The organism is Citrobacter sp. Cu233, from assembly GCF_030332225.1.
Taxonomy (GTDB): domain Bacteria; phylum Pseudomonadota; class Gammaproteobacteria; order Enterobacterales; family Enterobacteriaceae; genus Citrobacter.
This window is the reverse complement of record NZ_JAOWIF010000035.1, coordinates 413,870-435,731: the sequence shown is the minus strand read 5'-3', so window position 1 is coordinate 435,731 and position 21,862 is coordinate 413,870. Positions and strand designations below refer to the sequence as shown.

Annotated in this window: 21 protein-coding genes; 13 read left to right on the top strand and 8 right to left on the bottom strand. The window is 50.8% G+C overall.

What is annotated here, in order from left to right:
• Window positions 1-215: 215 nt before the first annotated feature.
• Both OGX95_RS15620 and mdtD read left to right on the top strand, forming a co-directional pair.
• On the top strand, window positions 216-920 hold the full coding sequence (locus OGX95_RS15620) for a FadR/GntR family transcriptional regulator (protein WP_101742141.1): 705 nt from the start codon (window positions 216-218) through the stop codon (window positions 918-920).
• 3 nt (window positions 921-923) lie between these two features.
• On the top strand, window positions 924-2,351 hold the full coding sequence (gene mdtD / locus OGX95_RS15615; protein ID WP_286630078.1) for a multidrug transporter subunit MdtD: 1,428 nt from the start codon (window positions 924-926) through the stop codon (window positions 2,349-2,351).
• On the opposite strand, the gene rbsR is transcribed toward mdtD, so the two are convergent.
• The 7 genes from rbsR to kup form a co-directional block, all read right to left on the bottom strand.
• On the bottom strand, window positions 2,317-3,309 hold the full coding sequence (gene rbsR / locus OGX95_RS15610; protein ID WP_286630077.1) for a ribose operon transcriptional repressor RbsR: 993 nt from the start codon (window positions 3,307-3,309) through the stop codon (window positions 2,317-2,319). The two genes, mdtD and rbsR, sit on opposite strands and share 35 nt — an antisense overlap.
• 3 nt (window positions 3,310-3,312) lie before the next feature.
• Window positions 3,313-4,242, bottom strand: coding sequence for a ribokinase (gene rbsK, locus OGX95_RS15605; RefSeq protein WP_286630076.1), 930 nt, complete (start codon window positions 4,240-4,242; stop codon window positions 3,313-3,315).
• A 141-nt stretch (window positions 4,243-4,383) separates the two neighbouring features.
• On the bottom strand, window positions 4,384-5,274 hold the full coding sequence (gene rbsB, locus OGX95_RS15600; protein ID WP_003023760.1) for a ribose ABC transporter substrate-binding protein RbsB: 891 nt from the start codon (window positions 5,272-5,274) through the stop codon (window positions 4,384-4,386).
• 24 nt (window positions 5,275-5,298) lie between these two features.
• Window positions 5,299-6,264 (bottom strand): ribose ABC transporter permease, encoded by a 966-nt coding sequence (gene rbsC / locus OGX95_RS15595; protein WP_137381321.1) that lies wholly within the window; start codon window positions 6,262-6,264, stop codon window positions 5,299-5,301.
• Between the two features lie 5 nt (window positions 6,265-6,269).
• Complete coding sequence (gene rbsA / locus OGX95_RS15590) at window positions 6,270-7,775, bottom strand: ribose ABC transporter ATP-binding protein RbsA (RefSeq protein WP_286630075.1); 1,506 nt, start codon at window positions 7,773-7,775, stop codon at window positions 6,270-6,272.
• Between the two features lie 7 nt (window positions 7,776-7,782).
• Window positions 7,783-8,202 carry a D-ribose pyranase gene (gene rbsD / locus OGX95_RS15585; protein ID WP_286630074.1) on the bottom strand — a complete coding sequence of 140 codons (420 nt, stop codon included), beginning with the start codon at window positions 8,200-8,202 and terminating at the stop codon, window positions 7,783-7,785.
• 192 nt (window positions 8,203-8,394) lie between these two features.
• Window positions 8,395-10,263 (bottom strand): low affinity potassium transporter Kup, encoded by a 1,869-nt coding sequence (kup, locus tag OGX95_RS15580; RefSeq protein ID WP_286630073.1) that lies wholly within the window; start codon window positions 10,261-10,263, stop codon window positions 8,395-8,397.
• A 331-nt stretch (window positions 10,264-10,594) separates the two neighbouring features.
• Between kup and ravA the strand changes: the two genes are divergently transcribed.
• Both ravA and viaA read left to right on the top strand, forming a co-directional pair.
• Complete coding sequence (gene ravA, locus OGX95_RS15575) at window positions 10,595-12,091, top strand: ATPase RavA (protein ID WP_286630072.1); 1,497 nt, start codon at window positions 10,595-10,597, stop codon at window positions 12,089-12,091.
• Window positions 12,085-13,536: an ATPase RavA stimulator ViaA gene (gene viaA / locus OGX95_RS15570; protein WP_286630071.1), complete on the top strand. Its 1,452-nt coding sequence runs from the start codon at window positions 12,085-12,087 to the stop codon at window positions 13,534-13,536. The genes ravA and viaA overlap by 7 nt, the downstream gene beginning before the upstream one ends.
• A 4-nt stretch (window positions 13,537-13,540) precedes the next feature.
• Here viaA and asnA read toward each other — a convergent pair whose 3' ends face one another.
• Entirely contained in the window at window positions 13,541-14,533 is a 993-nt protein-coding gene (gene asnA / locus OGX95_RS15565; RefSeq protein ID WP_286630070.1) for an aspartate--ammonia ligase, read from the bottom strand.
• Window positions 14,534-14,684: 151 nt separating this feature from the next.
• Between asnA and asnC the strand changes: the two genes are divergently transcribed.
• From asnC to atpH, 9 genes are all read left to right on the top strand, one after another.
• Window positions 14,685-15,143, top strand: coding sequence for a transcriptional regulator AsnC (gene asnC / locus OGX95_RS15560; RefSeq protein WP_003023780.1), 459 nt, complete (start codon window positions 14,685-14,687; stop codon window positions 15,141-15,143).
• 88 nt (window positions 15,144-15,231) lie between these two features.
• Entirely contained in the window at window positions 15,232-15,681 is a 450-nt protein-coding gene (gene mioC, locus OGX95_RS15555) for an FMN-binding protein MioC (RefSeq protein WP_286630069.1), read from the top strand.
• Window positions 15,682-16,053: 372 nt separating this feature from the next.
• Window positions 16,054-17,943 carry a tRNA uridine-5-carboxymethylaminomethyl(34) synthesis enzyme MnmG gene (mnmG, locus tag OGX95_RS15550; protein WP_286630068.1) on the top strand — a complete coding sequence of 630 codons (1,890 nt, stop codon included), beginning with the start codon at window positions 16,054-16,056 and terminating at the stop codon, window positions 17,941-17,943.
• A 102-nt stretch (window positions 17,944-18,045) separates the two neighbouring features.
• A complete protein-coding gene (gene rsmG, locus OGX95_RS15545; RefSeq protein ID WP_286630067.1) occupies window positions 18,046-18,669 on the top strand; it encodes a 16S rRNA (guanine(527)-N(7))-methyltransferase RsmG in 624 nt (207 codons plus the stop codon).
• Between the two features lie 615 nt (window positions 18,670-19,284).
• Window positions 19,285-19,665, top strand: coding sequence for a F0F1 ATP synthase subunit I (gene atpI / locus OGX95_RS15540; RefSeq protein ID WP_048213787.1), 381 nt, complete (start codon window positions 19,285-19,287; stop codon window positions 19,663-19,665).
• Between the two features lie 7 nt (window positions 19,666-19,672).
• Complete coding sequence (gene atpB, locus OGX95_RS15535) at window positions 19,673-20,488, top strand: F0F1 ATP synthase subunit A (protein WP_286630066.1); 816 nt, start codon at window positions 19,673-19,675, stop codon at window positions 20,486-20,488.
• A 46-nt stretch (window positions 20,489-20,534) separates the two neighbouring features.
• Entirely contained in the window at window positions 20,535-20,774 is a 240-nt protein-coding gene (gene atpE, locus OGX95_RS15530) for a F0F1 ATP synthase subunit C (RefSeq protein WP_000429386.1), read from the top strand.
• Window positions 20,775-20,833: 59 nt separating this feature from the next.
• Entirely contained in the window at window positions 20,834-21,304 is a 471-nt protein-coding gene (gene atpF / locus OGX95_RS15525; protein ID WP_040232304.1) for a F0F1 ATP synthase subunit B, read from the top strand.
• A gap of 14 nt (window positions 21,305-21,318) precedes the next feature.
• A complete protein-coding gene (gene atpH / locus OGX95_RS15520) occupies window positions 21,319-21,852 on the top strand; it encodes a F0F1 ATP synthase subunit delta (RefSeq protein ID WP_286630065.1) in 534 nt (177 codons plus the stop codon).
• Window positions 21,853-21,862 lie beyond the last annotated feature (10 nt).

Below are 21,862 nucleotides of genomic sequence, written 5' to 3'. Positions count from 1 at the left end.
GCGTGTAATCCGTTGTTCCGTGTCAGTGGAGGCGCATTATAGGGAGTTATTTCAGGCTGACAAGGGGAAATTTAAAATAACTTTCCAAATGCGTATTTTTTCACCAAAACCACCATTAACATGCCATAAAATAAGCAATTTGCCGTTTTTGCAGCCGCAATCACACTCCCTGGTGGCATACTAATGAATAAGAAAACGCGTAAGGAAGAACACTCATGCCTTTAAATGCCCAACAGATAGCTGCCCAAAAGAATCTTTCCTATGTTCTGGCAGAAAAACTGGCTCAGAGAATATTAAAAGGTGAATACGCACCCGGTGCTATCCTGCCAGGTGAAATTGAGCTGGGCGATCAGTTTGGCGTGAGCCGAACTGCGGTAAGGGAAGCAGTTAAGACATTAACGGCTAAAGGTATGGTATTACCGCGCCCACGTATTGGTACTCGTGTTATGCCGCAGGCAAACTGGAACTTCCTCGACCAGGAGTTGCTTACCTGGTGGATGACTGAAGATAATTTTCCTCAAGTCATTAAACACTTTCTGGTGATGCGTATTAGCCTGGAACCTCAAGCTTGTTTACTGGCTGCGACGATTGGTACAGCAGAGCAGAAAGCCCATCTCAATACATTAATGGAAGAGATGGTCGAGCTGAAAAGAAACTTCAGACGCGAACGTTGGATTGAAGTTGATATTGCCTGGCATGAGCACATTTATGAAATGAGCGCGAATCCCTTCCTGATATCTTTCGCATCATTGTTCCATTCCGTTTATCAGACCTACTTTACGTCGATTACCTATAACGATGTGGTCAAGCTGGATTTGCACCAGGCCATTGTCGATGCAATAGAAGATAGCGATGGCGAACGCGCTTTTGCCGCTTGTCAGGCATTACTGATAGCACCGAACGAGCTCCCGGATAAATAATCTATGTCAGAAAAGAAATCGCGCAGTATGGCTGGGTTGCCATGGATAGCCGCCATGGCCTTTTTTATGCAGGCATTAGATGCCACTATTCTCAACACGGCCTTACCCGCAATTGCACATAGTCTTAACCGCTCTCCGCTTGCCATGCAATCAGCCATTATCAGCTATACCCTGACAGTCGCTATGCTGATCCCGGTGAGCGGATGGTTAGCTGATCGCTTCGGTACCCGGCGCGTATTTATGATAGCCGTTAGCCTGTTTACGTTGGGATCGTTGGCTTGTGCACTTTCCAGCTCATTAAGTGAATTGGTGGTTTTCCGCGTGATACAGGGTATCGGTGGCGCAATGATGATGCCCGTTGCCCGTCTGGCATTATTGCGTGCTTACCCACGCAGCGAACTACTCCCCGTACTTAATTTCGTGACCATGCCTGGTCTTGTTGGGCCAATTTTAGGTCCGGTACTGGGTGGCGTGCTGGTAACGTGGGCCAGTTGGCACTGGATCTTCCTGATTAATATTCCCATCGGTATTGCCGGTATCTTCTATGCCCGCAAATATATGCCGAACTTCACCACACCACGCCGCGGCTTCGATATGACCGGTTTCTTTCTCTTTGGTCTAAGCCTGGTGCTGTTTTCCAGCGGTGTTGAGTTGTTTGGCGAGAAACTTGTTGCCAGTTGGGTCGCACTTGGCGTTATTCTCGCCAGCATTGTGTTACTGCTCGCCTACATCCGTCATGCGCGTCGCCATCCGACACCGTTGATTGCGCTTCCCATTTTTAAAACGCGGACCTTTTCTGTTGGCATCGCCGGAAACCTTGCTACTCGCCTGGGGACGGGATGCGTACCTTTCTTAATGCCACTGATGCTGCAGGTAGGCTTTGGATACCCGGCACTCATTGCCGGTTGCATGATGGCTCCGACCGCGCTGGGATCAATTCTGGCGAAATCGATGGTGACACAGGTACTGCGCCGCCTCGGCTACCGGACCACACTGGTCGGTATTACAGTGTTTATCGGCCTGATGATTGCACAGTTCTCTTTACAGTCGCCATCCATGCCGGTCTGGATGCTAATCCTGCCACTGTTCATTTTAGGTATGGCAATGTCCACCCAGTTTACCTCGATGAATACCATTACCCTGGCCGATTTGACTGATGAGAACGCCAGCAGTGGCAACAGCGTGTTAGCCGTTACGCAGCAGCTGTCTATTAGTTTAGGGGTTGCCATCAGTGCCGCCGTTCTGCGTATCTACGAAGGTATGGAAGGAACCAATACGGTCGAACAGTTCCACTATACCTTTATTACAATGGGCGCGATCACCGTCGTATCGGCGCTGATGTTTATGCTGTTAAGAGCCAAAGATGGGCGCAATCTGATCAAAGAGCGGCATAAACCTAAACCGACCCCCGCGCCATCAAAACAGGAGTAAGCTGCAAGCGCTGCTGCTGCAATGCGGGCTGTGCCATACGGTGGATTAACACATCAATGGCCAGTTCGCCCAACTCATCTTTCGGTTGGTGAATAGTTGTCAGCGGCGGCGTCATATAGCGCGCCAGTTCTATGTCATCATAACCGACTACCGCCATATCCTGCGGGATACGCAATCCAGACTGGTATAAAGCCTGATATGCTCCAACCGCCATCGCGTCATTGCCGGTAAAAACAGCCTGTGGGCGGTCTTTATGCGACAACAGCGTTTGCATAGCTTCAAACCCACCGCCAAACTCGAAATCACCGGTGATCTCGTAACCGTCCGGGATAGCCAGCCCTGCACGCCTCATTGCAGCACGATATCCTTCCAGACGTAAACGCGCCGGCGTTTTGTCCAGCGGCCCGGTGATGCAGGCAATGCGCGTAAACCCTTTTTCGATAAGATGCTGGGTGGCTAAATCCCCACCCAACAGGGAGTTATCCTGAATCAGATCGCTTTCACCATCAAAAGGTGACCAATCCATCATAACGGTGGGTATAGAAGGATAACGTTGCATGATCTCTCTGGAAGGCTGATGTGTTTCCGTGCAGAGCAGCAACAAGCCGTCTACCCGTTTTTGCATCAACGTTTCCAGATTACGGTTCATACGCTGCTCATCACCTTCGGTGTTGCACAACACCAGGCTGTAACCACGCTCAAAGCAACTACGTTCAACACCACGAACCAGCTCAGAGTAAAAGGGATTGGTACTGGCTGTGATTAACATGCCAATAGTGCGGGTCTGATTCAGTTTGAGACTACGCGCCAACGCGGAAGGCGCATAGTTAAGCTCTTTGATCGCCGCATCAACTTTGTCAGTGATCGCCTCACTGACAAAGCGATCTTTATTAATGACGTGAGAAACCGTCGACGTGGAAACACCCGCCAGGCGGGCAACGTCCTTCATTGTAGCCAAGCGTTACCTCTGTTGACTTAAAAACGCTTCGATTTCTTCACGCCATGGAACGGAAGGCTGTGCACCTTTACGTGTGACCGCAATCGCCGCGGCAGCATGTGCAAAACGGATGGCTTCCGATAGCGGAGTCTCTTCCAGTAACGCGGTGATTAACGCGCCGTTAAAGGTATCTCCGGCAGCGATAGTATCAACAGCATCCACTTTAAACCCGGGCACACGACGACCTTCACCGTTTACGCTGGCCCACACACCACGACTTCCTAAGGTAATCAGTACAGTATGAATACCCTTCGCGTGCAACGCCTGCGCCGCTTTAGCGGCATCTTCATCGTTTTCGACCCGGATCCCCGTCAGCTTTTCAGCTTCGGTTTCATTTGGGGTAATAATATCCACCAGCGCCAGCAACTCGTCAGATAGTTCACGTGCCGGGGCTGGATTCAGGGCAACCGTAGTCTTGTTTTGCTGCGCTATTTTTGCTGCAGCCAATACGCTTTCGATCGGTGATTCTAATTGCATCAGTAACGCAGACGCCTGAGCAATACGGTCACGCTGTGCTTCTACCAACGCCGGAGAAAGTGCAGCATTCGCGCCGGCATGAATACCGATAACATTCTCACCGTCAGCATTCACAAAAATCAGCGCCACACCGGTCGATTCACCCGCAATAACGCTAATCGGGGCAATATCGATATTATCGCGGGCTAACTGTTTACGAACACTTTCGCCAATATCGTCATCCCCCGTACAGGCAATGAACGCGATATTCGCGCCACTACGCCCTGCAGCAACCGCCTGATTCGCGCCTTTACCGCCAAACGCCACCTGATATTGACTACCCGTTACGGTTTCACCAGGTGTCGGGAAAGATGTAAGGTTGAGGATGTGATCGGCATTAATGCTGCCAAGAACAACGAGGTTGCCTGCGGTTTTCATGTTAGGTATTCCAAGTCAAAGTGCGCCACCGGGTTAGGGTGGCGCGTGCCCTGCTTTTCTTTTTACGCTTTCATCTTCAGAACCAGATCTAACGATGGCGTATTTATGTCTCCATCAGGTCACGAGCGGCCTGAATCGGTATTACTGCTTGATGACCAGCTTCAGGTCAACCGGATATTTAGCCTGAACCTTCTCGCCTTTCAGTACTTTATCCGCAGTCTCAACGCCTTTCGCGCCAATCTGATCCGGCAACTGAGCAATAGTCGCAGCCAGTTTGCCATCATTTACTGCTTTTTCGCCATCAGGTGTGCCGTCAAATCCAACCACCATCACATCAGATTTACCCGCAGTTTGCAGTGCGCGCAATGCACCCAGCGCCATTTCATCGTTCTGGGCAAAGACAGCCTGCACATCAGGATGTGCGGTCAGCAGGTTCTGCATAACGTTCAAGCCTTTCGTACGGTCGAAGTCTGCCGGCTGGCTGGCCAGTACATTAAATTTGTGCGCCGCAACGGCCTGCTGGAAACCTTCGCCACGCTCACGCGCCGCGGACGTTCCGGCAATGCCCTGCAGTTCGATAACTTTCGCGCCTTCACCCGCTTTTTTCGCGATGTAATCACCCGCAATTTTGCCGCCCAGCACGTTATCAGACGCAATATGGCTTACAACTTCACCTTTAGACGCTACGCGGTCGAGAGTGATAACCGGAATCTTCGCCTGGTTAGCCATCTTCACAGCATTACCCACGGCATCGGAGTCCGTCGGGTTAATCAGCAGTATTTTAGTACCGCGAACCGTTAAATCCTGAACGTTTGCCAGTTCTTTCGCCGGGTTATTCTGTGAATCCAGAATAACCAGGTTATAGCCCAGCTTATCCGCCTCTTTTTGCGCACCATCTTTCAGGGAGACAAAGAACGGGTTATTAAGCGTAGAGACCACCAGCGCAATGGTATCTTTCGCCATCGCATTCGCGCTCACGGTGGCGCTCAGCGCAACAGCAGAAACCAGGGTAGCCAGTTTTTTCATGTTCATATTTAAGATGTCCTGTAATCGTTGTTACTGCTTTTTGTTGTCTACCAGTACCGCCAGCAAAATCACCACCGCTTTGACGATCATCTGGTAATAGGAGGATACACCTAACAAATTCAAACCATTATTGAGGAAACCAAGAATCAATGCGCCGATCAGCGTCCCAACAATTCGTCCTTTACCGCCCGCCAGGCTAGTACCGCCTAATACGACCGCAGCGATAGCATCCAGCTCGTAGCCGGTACCCGCCGTCGGTTGTGCAGAGGAAAGACGCGCCACTTCAATGATGCCCGCCAGCGAAGCCAGCAGCCCACAGAGTGAATAAACGATAATTTTAATCTTACTGACGCTGATACCAGACAGACGCGTTGCCGCTTCGTTACCACCCAGCGCATAGATATATCGGCCCAGACGGGTGTGATGCAGCATGTACCATGCAGCCAGGAAGACAATACCCATAATCCACACCGGCGTCGGGACGCCTAACGGACGACCAATACCAAACCAGCCAAACAGATCGGCATTGTCGGTAAATCCGGTATTTACCGGACTCCCATTGGTGTACACCATCGTCACACCCCGCAGCAGGAGCATCATCACCAGCGTGGCGATAAATGCCTGCACGCGACCTTTTGCGACAATCACCCCGGTTAACGCACCAACAGCAGCGCCCAGCGCCAATGCTGCCGCGACGGCGACCAGCGCGTTGACTTCAATTCCGACAATGGAAGCAGCAACCGCACCGGTGAGCGCCAGCAGGGAACCGACGGACAGATCGATACCCGACGTCAGGATGACCAGCGTCATGCCGACGGCCATAATGGCGTTTACCGACGTTTGCTGGAGAATGTTGAACAGGTTATTAACAGTAAAAAAGTTCGGGCTCATGGTGGAAACAATCGCAATCAGCACTAACAGAGCGATGAGCGACTTTTGCTCCAGAAGCCATGCTTTAGTGAAATAACGGCGACCAGAAACAGCCTGGGTAGTCATCTTTTTTACTCCTGATTCACGCGATTAAGCTTGCCCACAGCGGCAGCCATTAATACTTCCTGAGTGGCCTGCTCGCGAGAGAACTCACCGCCGAGATGCCCTTCATGCATAACAATAATCCGATCGCTCATGCCCAATACTTCTGGCATCTCAGAAGAGACCAGAATGATGCTCAGCCCATCGGCTTTAAACTGGTTGATAAGCTGGTAGATTTCTTTCTTGGCACCAACATCAACACCGCGTGTTGGCTCATCGAGAATCAGCACTTTGGGTCGGGTCATCAAACCGCGTGCAATCGCCACTTTTTGCTGGTTACCGCCAGAAAGCAGACCGATAGCCTGTTCCATAGATGGCGTTTTTACATTGAAAAGGCGAATAAAATCACCTACCGCCTGCTGCTCATCTTTATGTTTCAGGCTTCCGCCAGCGCGGCTAAAGTAGCGTAGTGCAGTTAACGACATGTTCTCTTTCACCGACATGCCCAGCACTAAGCCATCGCGTTTACGGTCTTCAGAAATATAGACGATACCGTTGGCCAGGCCATCCTGCGGAGAGCGGGTAACCACTTCATGCCCGTCAAGCGTGACGTAACCGCTGGTACGTGGCAGTGCGCCATACAGGACTTTCATCAATTCAGTACGACCGGCCCCCATCAGGCCAGAGACGCCCAGGATCTCGCCTTTGCGTAGTGTGAATGACACATCATGTACCCCTGGGCCGCACAGGTTATCAACCTTCAGGCGCACATCGCCTGGCGCTTTATCCAGCCGCGGGTACTGATCTTCCAGCTTACGCCCCACCATCATTTCAATGAGCGAATCTTCGGTTAACGAGGCCACTTCACGCTCGGCAATAAACTGCCCGTCGCGGAAAACGGTCACATCATCGCAAATCTCGAAGATCTCTTTCATACGGTGGGAGATATAGACGATGCCACGCCCCTGCGATTTAAGTTCGCGGATAACAAGGAACAGGGATTCCGTTTCGGTATCGGTAAGGGCGTCGGTCGGTTCATCCATAACGATGACCTTCGACTCAAAGCTCAACACTTTGGCAATTTCAACCATCTGCTGATCGCCAATTGACAACTCACCCACCAGCCTGTCGCTTTTAAAACGCAGATTGAGTTTGGCAAGCAGTAGATCGGCTTCGGCATACATTTTCTTCCAGTCTATTTTGCCAAAGCGATTTACAAACTCCCGGCCAAGAAAAATGTTCTCAGCGATGGTGAGTTGTGGGATCAGGTTCAGCTCCTGGTGAATAATGCCAATCCCGGCTTCCTGGGAGGATTTTGGGCCGTTGAAGGTGGTTTCTTTCCCCAACCATAATAAAGAACCGGCATCGCGGGTATAGATACCGGTCAGTACTTTCATCATGGTGGATTTGCCAGCGCCGTTTTCACCTACCAGCGCCATTACGCGACCTGGATAGACATTCAATGCGGCGCCAGATAGTGCTTTTACGCCCGGGAACGCTTTATCGATCCCTTTGAGTTGCAGTAATGCGTTCATGATGGCCTCAGAACGTGACGCCAGCACAAAGAATAATATTCGCATACGGAGAACACTCTCCGCTGCGAATTACCGCCTGACTGTCTGCGGTTTGTTTTTTGAAATGCTCATGCGTGGTGTAACGAATTTCTATGGTGTTTCCCTGGTGTTGTTGCAGTTGCTCAATGTGGTTGAGCAACGTTTCGTGGAGTTGCGGATTATGTTGTTTAATTTCCGTCGCGAGAATGGCTGCCTCGACCTGCATTTCACGGGTAACCACATCCAATACCTGCATAAAAGAAGGTACGCCCTGGGTTAATGCCATATCGATACGCGTTGTGCTGCCAGGGATAGGTAATCCTGCATCACAGACGACTAACGTATCGGTATGCCCCAGACGGGAGATCACCGATGAAATTTCAGAGTTGAGTACCGTGCCTTTCTTCATTTTCTTTCCCCACTAGCGAAACGTTTCGCTGAAAATAAGTTTAGTCTGAAGGGTGCACAGAAAACCACCGCGAGGTTACGAAAATGTGATCGCCATCGAAACGTTTCGCAAGGATTATCATGAGATGAAAAGAAAACTGAGAGGAGTCAAACAAAACGCCCCCTTTCACGATGAAAGAGGGCGTCAGCAATATTAAATCTCGACCTGAGTACCGAGTTCAATAACCCGGTTAGGCGGAATTTCAAACTGGTCCGGCGCACGTAGCGCGTTACGCTGCAACAGCAAATACAGCTTACCGCGCAGGCGCAGATACCATGGCCGTTTGCCAACAATCAGCGACTCATGCGACATAAAGAAGGAGGTTTCCATCATCCGGCAACTTAAGCCTTCCAGACCACAGCGGTGGAACACTTCCTCAACGTTTGGCGTTTCACGCCAGCCATAACTGGCCACCACGCGCCAGAAGGTCGGTGAAAGCTGCTCAATCTGCACCCGACGTACATTGTGTACATACGGAGCATCTTCTGTACGCAGCGTCAGCAGGATCACGCGTTCATGCAACACTTTGTTGTGTTTGAGATTATGCAGCAGTGCAAACGGGATGACGTTCAACGCGCGGGACATATATACCGCCGTTCCAGGCACGCGCACCGGTGGGGATTTCTCCAGCGAGGCAATCATCGCCTCCAGAGAGTTACCGTGCTCATGCATACGACGCAGCAGACGGAAGCGTTCGCTTTTCCAGGTCGTCATAATAGTGAACATTACCAGGCCCAGCGAGAGCGGCAACCAGCCGCCTGAAATAAGCTTATCGAGGTTTGCAGAGAATAACGGAACATCGATGCACAGGAACGCAACCAGGATCAGGAAGACGAAGTACTTATTCCAGTGCCAGTTTTGCCGCGCCACAGTCGTCGACAAGATGGACGTCAGCACCATCGTCCCTGTCACCGCAATACCGTACGCCGCAGCCAGATTACTGGAGTGCTCAAAGCTCACGATCACGATAACCACGGCGAAATAAAGCATCCAGTTTACGAAAGGAATATAGATCTGACCCGATTCCATTTCTGAAGTATGGATAATCCGCATCGGCGATAAATACCCCAGACGCACAGCCTGGCGCGTCAGTGAGAATACACCGGAGATAACCGCCTGAGAGGCGATAACCGTTGCCAGAGCGGCAAGGATCAGCAGCGGAATAAGTGCCCAATCCGGTGCCAGCAGGAAGAACGGGTTTTTGATCGCTTCGGGATGCTTTAACAGCAACGCACCCTGACCAAAGTAATTCAACACCAGCGAAGGCAATACGACGGTGAACCATGCCAGGCGAATAGGTAACTTACCAAAATGGCCCATGTCGGCATACAACGCTTCAACACCGGTAATCGACAGCACCACTGCGCCCAGCGCAATAAAGGATAGCGTTTTGAATTCCAGGAAGAAATGAACAGCCCAATACGGATTTAGGGCATGCAACACTTCCGGATTCGCAATAATGCTGCGTACACCCAGCACGGCAAGCACCAGGAACCATATCAGCATAATCGGCGCAAACAGCTTACCGACCATGCCGGTACCGTGCTTTTGAATCAAAAACAGCAGGGTAAGTACGATAATAGAGAGAGGAACAATCCAGGTGTCCAGTTGTGGAGCAATGATCTCCAGACCTTCAATCGCCGACATCACCGAAATCGCTGGCGTGATCACCACCTCGCCATAGAAAAAGCTGCCGCCAATCAATCCCATAATCACCAGCATCGAGGTCGTTCGCGCCGACGTATTACGCCCGGCCAACGACATCAACGTCAGGATCCCGCCTTCCCCGGCGTTATCAGCACGCATAACAAATGACAGATATTTAACGGAAACAACCAGGATCAGCAGCCAGAAAATCAGCGAGAGAAAACCAAACACAGCATCACGTTCAACGCCAAAACCAAACTGCCCGGACAAACATTCACGAAGCGTATAAAGTGGGCTGGTACCAATATCACCGTAGACAACCCCAATGGCCGCAAGGGTAATCGCAGACAATGATTGCTTATTATCAGTGCTCATAGACTCGTCTTTCGTTTATACACATCATCGTTCAAGCGACCTCCGCGTTAGCTGCATTCGTTATTCCGCCCATCCCAGGGAATAACTCCATTGCCGCCTTGGTGCAGCTTGATTGATATGGTGTATATATAAGAAATGTGTGCGTCGTCCCTTGGCCCACAAAAAGGCGCACAGTATGCACGATTAATCGCAAAATCGTACCCCTAAATGAGACCAGATTAATCTGGCTCAAAGAAAAATAAACGCGCCTTCAGTCTATTACAGCCCAGGGGCTAAACATCTATACTCGCTGTTTAACGCGGAACATTTGGCGAAAGGACGCCACTTCATTATGGCTCACCCACATTTATTAGCGGAAAGAATTTCCCGTCTGAGCAATGCGCTGGAAAAGGGACTTTATGAACGTAGCCACGCCATTCGCCTTTGTCTGCTGGCCGCGCTCAGCGGCGAGAGCGTCTTCTTATTAGGCCCGCCAGGGATCGCGAAAAGCTTAATCGCTCGCCGACTGAAGTTTGCCTTTAAAAATGCCCGTGCTTTCGAATATCTGATGACGCGCTTTTCGACACCTGAAGAGGTCTTTGGCCCGCTATCCATTCAGGCGCTTAAAGACGAAGGTCGCTATGAGCGCTTAACAGCAGGCTATCTTCCTGAAGCCGAAATCGTTTTTCTCGATGAAATCTGGAAAGCAGGCCCGGCCATTCTCAACACCCTGCTGACCGCCATTAACGAACGCCACTTCCGCAACGGCGCACACGAGGAGAAAATCCCGATGCGTCTGCTGGTCGCGGCGTCCAACGAATTGCCTGAAGCGGACAGCAGCCTGGAAGCATTGTACGACCGAATGCTGATTCGCCTGTGGCTGGATAAAGTCCAGGACAAGGCTAACTTCCGCTCCATGCTGTTAAGCCAGCAGGATGAAAGTGACAACCCTGTTCCAACAACGTTACAAGTGACGGATGAAGAGTACTACCAGTGGCAAAAAGACATTGGCAAAGTCACGCTTCCCGATCGTGTATTTGAATTGATTTTCACCCTGCGCCAGCAACTGGATGCGCTACCGAACGCCCCCTACGTATCTGACCGTCGCTGGAAAAAAGCAATCCGCTTACTCCAGGCCAGCGCCTTCTTTAGCGGACGCGATGCCGTTGCGCCTATCGATCTTATCCTGTTGAAAGATTGCTTGTGGTATGACGCACAAAGCCTGAATCTGATGCAGCAACAAATCGAAATATTGATGACCGGGCACGCCTGGCAGCAGCAGACAATGCTGACTCGCCTTGGGACAATAATGCAGCGCCGCATCCAGCTACAGCAGCAGCAAAGTGATAAAACGGCTTTCACGGTAATTCGTCAGGGCGGAATGTTCAGCCGCCGTCCTCATTATGATTTACCGCCGGAAGCCAACACTTCCGTACTGACGCTGTTACTGCAAAAACCCCTAAAACTGCACGATATGGACGTTATCCATATTGCCTTTGAGCGCGCCGCTCTGGAGCTATGGCTGACGAAAGGCGGTGAGATCCGCGGAAAATTAAACGGGATCGGATTTGCCCAGACGCTGAATATGGAAGTCGACAGCGCTCAGCACCTGGTCGTACGCGACGTCAGCTTGCAAGGTTCTCGACTGGCGTTACCCGGTGCATCAGAAGAAGGCATGCCCAGTGAGATAAAACAGCAGCTTGAAGCGCTCGACAACGAATGGCACCAGCAGCACAGCGAATTTAGTGAACAGCAAAAATGTCTGTTTATCCATAGTGACTGGTTAGGCCGCATTGAAGCCAGCCTGCAGGACGTCGGTACACAGATCCGACAGGCACAACAATGCTGACCCTTGATACGCTAAATATCATGCTGGCGGTCGGCGAAGAGGGGATGATCGAAGAGATGATCATCGCACTGCTGGCTTCCCCGCAGATGGCGGTCTTTTTCAAAAAATTTCCCCGGCTAAAAAAAGCGATTACTGACGATGTCCCCCGCTGGCGTGAAGCGTTACGCAGCCGCCTCAAAGATACCCACGTACCGCCGGAGCTAACAGAAGAGGTAATGTGCTATCAGCAAAGTCAGCTCCTCTCCACTCCGCAGTTTATCGTCCAGCTACCGCAAATCTTAGCGCTCCTGCACCGACTCCACTCACCATGGGCTGGGCAAGCGCAGCAACTGGTCGATGACAACAGTATTTTTACGCCCGCACTGCATACACTATTTCTCCAGCGCTGGCGCCTGAGCCTGGTGGTTCAAACCACCACGCTTAATCAGCAGCTACTGGAAGAAGAACGCGAACAGTTGCTCAGTGAAGTACAGGAACGGATGACGCTCAGTGGCCAACTGGAACCTGTGCTGGCGGAAAATGACAACGCAGCGGGTCGTTTGTGGGGCATGAGCGCAGGTCAAATCAAGCGCGGTGATTATCAGTTGATGGTGAAATACGGTGAGTTCCTGACGCAACAACCCGAACTTCAACGGCTGGCCGAACAGTTGGGGCGCTCCAGAGAAGCGAAATCCGTGCCGCGTAAAGACGCGCCAATGGAAACATTCCGTACGCTGGTGCGTGAACCGGCCACCGTCCCGGAGCAGGTGGATGGCATTCAACAAAGCGATGATATCCTGCGTTTACTCCCCCCCGAACTGGCCACGTTGGGCATTACCGAACTGGAATATGAGTTCTATCGGCGGCTGGTGGAAAAGCAGCTCCTGACATACCGCCTGCATGGAGAAGCCTGGCGCGAGAAAGTAACAGAGCGACCGGTTATACACCAGGATTTTGACGAGCAGCCTCGTGGACCGTTTATTGTCTGTGTCGATACCTCGGGATCGATGGGCGGATTTAACGAACAGTGTGCGAAAGCCTTTTGCCTCGCACTCATGCGCGTTGCACTCGCCGATAACCGTCGCTGTTTTATCATGTTATTTTCGACAGAAGTCGTGCGCTATGAGCTATCCGGTCCGGAAGGCATTGAGCAGGCAATCCGTTTTTTAAGCCAGCGCTTTCGCGGCGGTACGGACATTGCCAGCTGTTTTCGCGCCATTATTGAACGTATGCAGAGTCGGGAATGGTTTGATGCCGATGCGGTGGTGATTTCGGATTTTATCGCCCAGCGATTACCCGATGAGGTTGTCAACAAAGTGGGGGAATTACAGCGGGTACATCAGCACCGTTTTCATGCGGTCGCGATGTCAGCACACGGCAAACCCGGCATCATGCGCATTTTCGATCATATCTGGCGCTTTGATACCGGGATGCGAAGCCGCCTGCTCAGACGCTGGCGGCGTTAATTTGTTACAGCAGAGAAGCGACGCTTTCACGGACCTGTGCAGGCCACACACCGCACTGAACCTGACCAATGTGCGGCAACTGCAGCAGCAGCATCGTCAGGCGTGACTGCCCAATACCGCCGCCAATGGTCTGCGGCATTTCGCCACGCAACAGTGCCTGGTGCCACTCCAGACTCAGGCGATCTTCATCACCGGTCAGAGCAAGCTGGTGTTTCAGCGCATCGGCGTCCACGCGGATCCCCATCGAAGACAGTTCAAACGCATCTTCCAGAACCGGGTTCCACACCAGGATATCACCGTTCAGACCAGCATGGCCCAGCTCGGAAGCTGAACTCCAGTCATCATAATCCGGCGCACGAACATCATGACGGTGACCGTCGCTAAGTTTGCCGCCGATCCCGACCAGGAACACCGCGCCCAGCTCTTTTGCGATCGCACGTTCACGACCTTTTGCATCAAGATCCGGGTAGCGAGATAACAGCTCCTGGCTATGCACAAAGTGGATCTGCTCTGGCAGGAACGGTGTCAGACCAAATTCTTTGCTTACCGCAGCTTCGGTTGCCTTAATTCCCGCCCAGATAGCCTCTACTGTGCTTTTCAGAGTGGAGAACTGACGCTCACCGTCACCCATAACGCGCTCCCAGTCCCACTGGTCAACATAGACCGAGTGAAGCGGAGAGAGACGGTCTTCATCCGGGCGCAGGGCTTTCATGTGCGTGTACAGCCCCTCGCCCGCGCTGAAGTCGTGTTGTCCGAGCGTTTGACGCTTCCACTTCGCCAGTGAATGCACCACTTCGAACTGAGCGTCTGGTAATGCTTTCACTTTCACCTGCACCGCTTTTTCACAGCCAGACAAGTTATCCTGCGTGCCATCTCCTACACGACTCAGGATCGGTGCCTGGACTTCAATCAGCCCCAGACGCTCTTCCAGTTGGCGAGAAAAATGAGATTTCACGAAGCTAATTTGACGTTGTTTGGCAATGTAAGCGGTTTTCATTATGTTTACTCCTGTGTCCTGTTACCTATGATTAAGCAACAGAATGAGGGTAATATTCAATAATCAACAAACAAAAAGCCAGGTTCGATTTTGATTCATTAAAATTTAACGCTAAAATAGAGTGAATCATCAATTTACATAAGAAAAACCTATGGAAAATTATCAGATCGACAATCTGGACCGCGGCATCCTTGATGCCCTGATGGAAAATGCCCGTACCGCCTACGCCGAACTGGCCAAACAGTTTGGTGTCAGCCCGGGTACAATTCACGTGCGCGTTGAAAAGATGAAGCAGGCAGGGATCATTACCGGCGCACGTATTGATGTCAGTCCAAAACAACTGGGTTATGACGTCGGCTGCTTTATTGGCATCATCCTGAAAAGTGCTAAGGATTATCCATCCGCATTAGCCAGACTGGAAAGCCTCGATGAAGTGACCGAGGCGTATTACACCACCGGGCACTACAGCATCTTTATAAAGGTGATGTGTAAATCTATCGATGCTCTGCAACAGGTGCTTATCAACAAGATCCAAACAATTGATGAAATTCAGTCCACTGAAACCTTGATCGTCTTGCAAAACCCGATCATGCGGACCATCAAGCCCTGATCGTTTTTTTTAATCCCCTGGTTTTCCACAGGTAGATCCCAGCTCGCTCACAGCGTACAATGCTGCCTCTTCATCGAGGTAGCGATCAATGGCAGATATCACTCTTATCAGCGGCAGCACGCTTGGCAGTGCGGAATATGTAGCAGAGCATTTGGCTGAACAACTGAATGACGCCGGTTTTTCCAGCGAAATACTGCATGGACCGATGCTCGACGAGGTTCCAACTCAAGGGGTCTGGCTGGTAATCAGCTCAACGCACGGTGCGGGAGACATTCCTGATAACCTGCAACCTTTATATGACGCATTGCGCGAGCAGAAACCGGATCTTTCGCAGGTACACTTTGGTGCCATCGGCATTGGTAGCCGCGAATATGACACGTTCTGCGGTGCGATTGACAAGCTGGAAGCTGAACTGAAGGCCTGCGGGGCGAAACAGATCGGTGAAACGCTCAGGATCAACGTACTGGAACATGAGATTCCGGAAGATCCGGCTGAGATTTGGTTGGGATCCTGGCATCCATTGCTCAGAGATTTGTAAAGATCGTACTTTTTTATGTGGATAACTCTGGTTAAAAGCTTGGATCAACCGGTAGTTATCCAAAGAATAACTGTTGTTCAGTTTTTGAGTTGTGTATAACCCTTCATTCTGATCCCAGCTTATACGGACCAGGATCACCGATCATTCACAGCTAATGATCCTCAACAACCCGTTGATCTTATTCAAAGGATCGCCCTTATCCACAGATAGTTGCGATCCTAATAAGAGATCACAATAAAACAGATCTCTAAATAAAAAGATCTTCTTTTTAATACCCAGGATCCGAGGTCTTTCTCCATCGACTAAAGTTGAGTAGAATCCACGGCCCGGGCTTCAATCCATTTTCACACCGCGTTATGCGAGGCAATTACCATGTTTTATCAGGATCCTTTTGACGTCATCATCATTGGCGGGGGTCATGCAGGCACCGAGGCCGCAATGGCCGCGGCGCGAATGGGTCAACAGACTCTGCTTTTGACACACAATATCGACACTCTGGGGCAAATGAGCTGCAACCCAGCGATTGGCGGCATTGGGAAGGGACACCTGGTAAAAGAAGTGGATGCGCTTGGCGGCCTGATGGCAACCGCGATCGACCATGCCGGTATCCAGTTCAGGATACTAAACGCCAGCAAAGGCCCGGCAGTTCGCGCCACTCGTGCTCAGGCGGATCGCGTGCTTTATCGTCAGGCGGTACGTACTGCACTGGAGAACCAGCCGAATCTGATGATCTTCCAGCAAGCGGTTGAAGATCTGATTGTTGAAAACGATCGCGTTGTCGGAGCGGTGACTCAGATGGGTCTGAAGTTCCGTGCCAAAGCGGTGGTATTAACCGTAGGGACCTTCCTTGACGGAAAAATTCACATTGGTCTGGACAACTACAGCGGTGGTCGTGCTGGCGATCCGCCGTCTATTCCACTGTCACGTCGCCTGCGTGAACTGCCGCTGCGCGTTAGCCGTTTGAAAACAGGTACACCGCCGCGTATCGATGCGCGTACCATCGATTTTAGCGTACTTGGTCAGCAAAACAGCGATAACCCGATGCCGGTCTTTTCGTTCCTTGGCGATGTTTCTCAACATCCGCGCCAGATGCCGTGCTACATCACGCATACTAACGAGAAAACCCATGACGTGATCCGTAATAACCTCGATCGTAGCCCGATGTATGCTGGCGTGATCGAAGGTATCGGCCCACGTTACTGCCCGTCGATCGAAGATAAAGTTATGCGCTTTGCCGACAGGAACCAGCACCAGATCTTCCTTGAACCGGAAGGACTGACGTCTAACGAAATTTACCCGAACGGTATTTCCACCAGCTTGCCATTTGACGTGCAGATGCAAATTGTCCGCTCCATGCAGGGGATGGAAAACGCCAAAATTGTTCGCCCTGGCTATGCTATTGAATATGATTTCTTCGATCCACGCGATCTGAAACCAACTCTGGAAAGTAAATTCATTCAGGGTCTGTTCTTTGCAGGGCAAATCAATGGGACAACCGGTTACGAAGAAGCCGCCGCGCAAGGTTTGCTGGCGGGTCTGAACGCCGCACGCTTGTCTGCTGAGAAAGACGGCTGGGCTCCTGCGCGTTCTCAGGCCTATCTTGGTGTGCTGGTGGATGACCTGTGTACGCTGGGCACCAAAGAACCGTACCGCATGTTTACTTCGCGCGCAGAATACCGTTTGATGCTGCGCGAAGATAACGCCGATCTCCGTCTGACCGAAATTGGTCGTGAACTGGGTCTGGTGGGGGATGAACGCTGGGCGCGCTTCAATGAAAAACTGGAACGCATCGAACAAGAACGCCAGCGTTTGAAATCAACCTGGGTGAACCCGCTTGCTGAATCTGCCGCGGAAGTGAACGCGCACCTGGCAACGCCTCTGTCACGCGAGGCCAGTGGTGAAGATCTGCTGCGTCGTCCGGACATGACCTATGCACAGCTGACGTCATTGTCTGCATTTGCACCAGCGCTTGATGATCCTCAGGCGGCTGAACAGGTTGAGATTCAGGTTAAGTACGAAGGTTATATTGCCCGTCAGCAGGATGAAATCGAAAGACAACAGCGCAATGAAAACACGTTGCTGCCTGCGACTCTGGATTATCGTCAGGTTTCCGGGTTGTCGAATGAAGTTATTGCCAAGCTGAACGATCACAAACCGGTGTCAATCGGCCAGGCATCGCGCATTTCTGGTGTCACGCCTGCCGCCATCTCCATCCTGCTGGTTTGGCTGAAAAAACAGGGTATGCTGCGCCGTAGCGCTTAATCACACTATCTGGGCGGAGGCGCTTCGCTTGCCCGCCCTGCAAATTTGTCGACCCGATAAGCGATAGCGTAGCGGGTAATTGATTATTTACAGGTAACGACCGTGCTCAACAAACTCTCTCGTCTGCTGGCTGATGCTGGTATTTCTCTTACCGATCACCAGAAAAATCAGCTGATTGCGTATGTCGATATGCTGCACAAATGGAATAAAGCGTACAACCTGACATCGGTGCGGGACCCCAACGAAATGCTGGTGCGCCATATTCTGGACAGCATTGTGGTCGCCCCCCATCTGCAGGGCGAGCGTTTTATTGATGTCGGCACGGGACCTGGCTTACCGGGAATTCCACTTTCTATCGTGCGTCCTGAGGCGCATTTTACCCTGCTGGATAGTCTGGGAAAACGCGTACGCTTTCTGCGTCAGGTACAACATGAGCTTAAACTGGACAACATCACTCCAGTACAAAGCAGGGTAGAAGAATTTCCTTCCGAGCCACCTTTTGATGGTGTGATAAGCCGTGCTTTTGCATCTCTTAACGACATGCTGAGCTGGTGCCACCATTTACCCGCTCAAAACGGGCGTTTTTATGCCTTAAAAGGTCAATTACCGGAAGATGAGATCGCCACACTGCCTGCGGCGTTTAGCGTAGAATCAGTTGTAAAATTACGCGTCCCACAACTGGATGGTGAACGCCATCTGGTGGTTATTAAGCCAAACAAAATTTAATATTTGTCAAAAAAAATAGAAAAAAAACGGTGCTTCAGGTGTTAAAACACAGAGGGGATCGTGTGGTCAAATGTTGTTACATTTCACCGGTAGCTTACTGTTTTGCATCATAACTATAACGTACCGTTTTTTGTTAAAAGAGAAACAAGTCAACTGTGAAAATATCAGTCTGCTAAAAATAGAACCTAAGATTCACCGTCTTGTGTTAATTATTTATTATAAATGTCAATGAGCGGTTTTTTTGTTGTTAGAGTCTATTTCTAAAATAGTGATGATTTTTACGCTTAAATATCAAAAAGATGAAAAGGCATCATTTGCCACGTAAATTAATTGAGCGAAGGTGAATATGTTCAATATGTGATCTGGTGCACGCTTTATCGCCAGTGTTTACGCGGTATTTGCAGTTTTGCATGATCGTTCACAGTTTGTCGAAAAGTAATAAATGTGGCCTGGAGAAAAATATTTAAACATTTATTCACTTTTTAGCTACTTATTGTTTGAAATCACGAAGGCGCACCGTATAATTTGACCGCTTTTTGATGCTTGACTCTAAGCCATAAAGAACGTTTTATACGACACGCGGCATACCTCGAAGGGAGCAGGAGTAAAAACGTGATGTCTATGTCGCTCTTGAGTCGAAACGTTGCTCGTAAGCTTTTGCTCACACAGCTTCTGGCGGTAATAGCAAGTGGATTGCTGTTTAGCCTCAAAGACCCTTTCTGGGGCATCTCCGCATTGTGCGGGGGATTGGCAGTGTTACTGCCTAATATGTTGTTTATGATATTTGCCTGGCGTCACCAGGCGCATACACCAGCAAAGGGCCGAGTGGCCTGGACGTTCGCTTTCGGCGAAGCCTTCAAGGTGTTAGCGATGCTGGTTTTGCTTGTGGTGGCGTTGGCGGTTTTGAAGGCGGTATTCTTACCGCTGATCGTTACGTGGGTTTTGGTGCTGGTGGTTCAGATACTGGCACCGGCTGTAATTAACAACAAAGGGTAAAGGCATCATGGCTTCAGAAAATATGACGCCGCAGGATTACATAGGACACCATCTGAATAACCTTCAGTTGGACCTACGTACATTCTCGCTGGTGGATCCGCAGAACCCCCCAGCCACCTTCTGGACGCTCAATATTGACTCCATGTTTTTCTCGGTGGTTCTGGGTCTGTTGTTCCTGCTTATGTTCCGTAGCGTGGCCAAAAAGGCGACCAGCGGCGTACCAGGTAAATTTCAGACCGCGATTGAGCTGGTAATCGGCTTCGTGCATGGTAGCGTGAAAGACATGTACCATGGCAAAAGCAAGCTGATTGCACCGCTGGCCCTGACGATTTTCGTCTGGGTATTCCTGATGAACCTGATGGATTTACTGCCTATCGACCTGCTGCCGTATATCGGCGAGCATATCTTTGGCCTGCCGGCTCTGCGTGTGGTTCCGTCTGCTGACGTGAACATCACTCTGTCTATGGCACTGGGCGTATTTATCCTCATTCTGTTCTACAGCATCAAAATGAAAGGCATCGGTGGCTTCACGAAAGAGTTGACGCTGCAGCCGTTCAATCACTGGGCGTTCATTCCTGTCAACTTAATCCTTGAAGGGGTAAGCCTGCTGTCCAAACCAGTTTCTCTTGGTCTGCGACTGTTCGGCAACATGTACGCTGGTGAGCTGATTTTCATTCTGATTGCTGGTCTGTTGCCGTGGTGGTCACAGTGGATCCTGAATGTGCCGTGGGCCATTTTCCACATACTGATTATCACGCTGCAAGCCTTCATCTTCATGGTTCTGACGATTGTCTATCTGTCGATGGCGTCTGAAGAGCATTAATTTACCAACACTACTACGTTTTAACTGAAACAAACTGGAGACTGTCATGGAAAACCTGAATATGGATCTGCTGTACATGGCTGCCGCTGTGATGATGGGTCTGGCGGCAATCGGTGCTGCGATCGGTATCGGCATCCTCGGGGGTAAATTCCTGGAAGGCGCAGCGCGTCAACCTGATCTGATTCCTCTGCTGCGTACTCAGTTCTTTATCGTTATGGGTCTGGTGGATGCTATCCCGATGATCGCTGTAGGTCTGGGTCTGTACGTGATGTTCGCTGTCGCGTAGTAAGCGTTGCTTGAATTAAGAGCAATATCAGAACGTTAACTAGATAGAGGCATTGTGCTGTGAATCTTAACGCAACAATCCTCGGCCAGGCCATCGCGTTTGTCCTGTTCGTTCTGTTCTGCATGAAGTACGTATGGCCGCCATTAATGGCAGCCATCGAAAAACGTCAAAAAGAAATTGCTGACGGTCTTGCTTCTGCGGAACGAGCACATAAGGATCTTGACCTTGCAAAGGCCAGCGCGACCGACCAGCTGAAAAAGGCTAAAGCGGAAGCTCAGGTAATCATCGAGCAGGCAAACAAACGCCGCGCTCAGATCCTGGACGAAGCTAAAACTGAAGCAGAGCAGGAACGTACTAAAATCGTGGCACAAGCGCAGGCGGAAATTGACGCCGAGCGTAAACGTGCTCGCGAAGAGCTGCGTAAGCAAGTTGCTGTCCTGGCTGTTGCTGGCGCCGAGAAGATCATCGAACGTTCCGTGGATGAAGCTGCTAACAGCGACATCGTGGACAAACTTGTCGCTGAACTGTAAGGAGGGAGGGGCTGATGTCTGAATTTATTACGGTAGCTCGCCCCTACGCCAAAGCAGCTTTTGACTTTGCCGTTGAGCACCAAAGCGTTGACCGTTGGCAGGATATGCTGACGTTTGCCGCTGAGGTGACGAAGAACGAACAAATGGCAGAGCTTCTCTCTGGCGCACTGGCGCCGGAAACGCTCGCTGAGTCGTTTATCGCAATCTGCGGTGAGCAGCTGGACGAAAGCGGTCAAAACCTGATTAAGGTAATGGCTGAAAATAACCGTCTTAATGCGCTCCCGGATGTTCTTGAGCAGTTTATTCACCTGCGTGCAGCCAGTGAGGCTATCTCTGAGGTAGAAGTCACTTCTGCCACTGCACTGAGTGATGAACAGCTTACGAAGATTAGTGCAGCGATGGAAAAACGTCTGTCACGCAAAGTTAAGCTGAATTGCAAAATCGATAAGTCTGTAATGGCAGGCGTAATCATCCGTGCGGGTGATATGGTCATTGATGGCAGCGTACGCGGCCGTCTTGAGCGCCTTGCAGACGTCTTGCAGTCTTAAGGGGACTGGA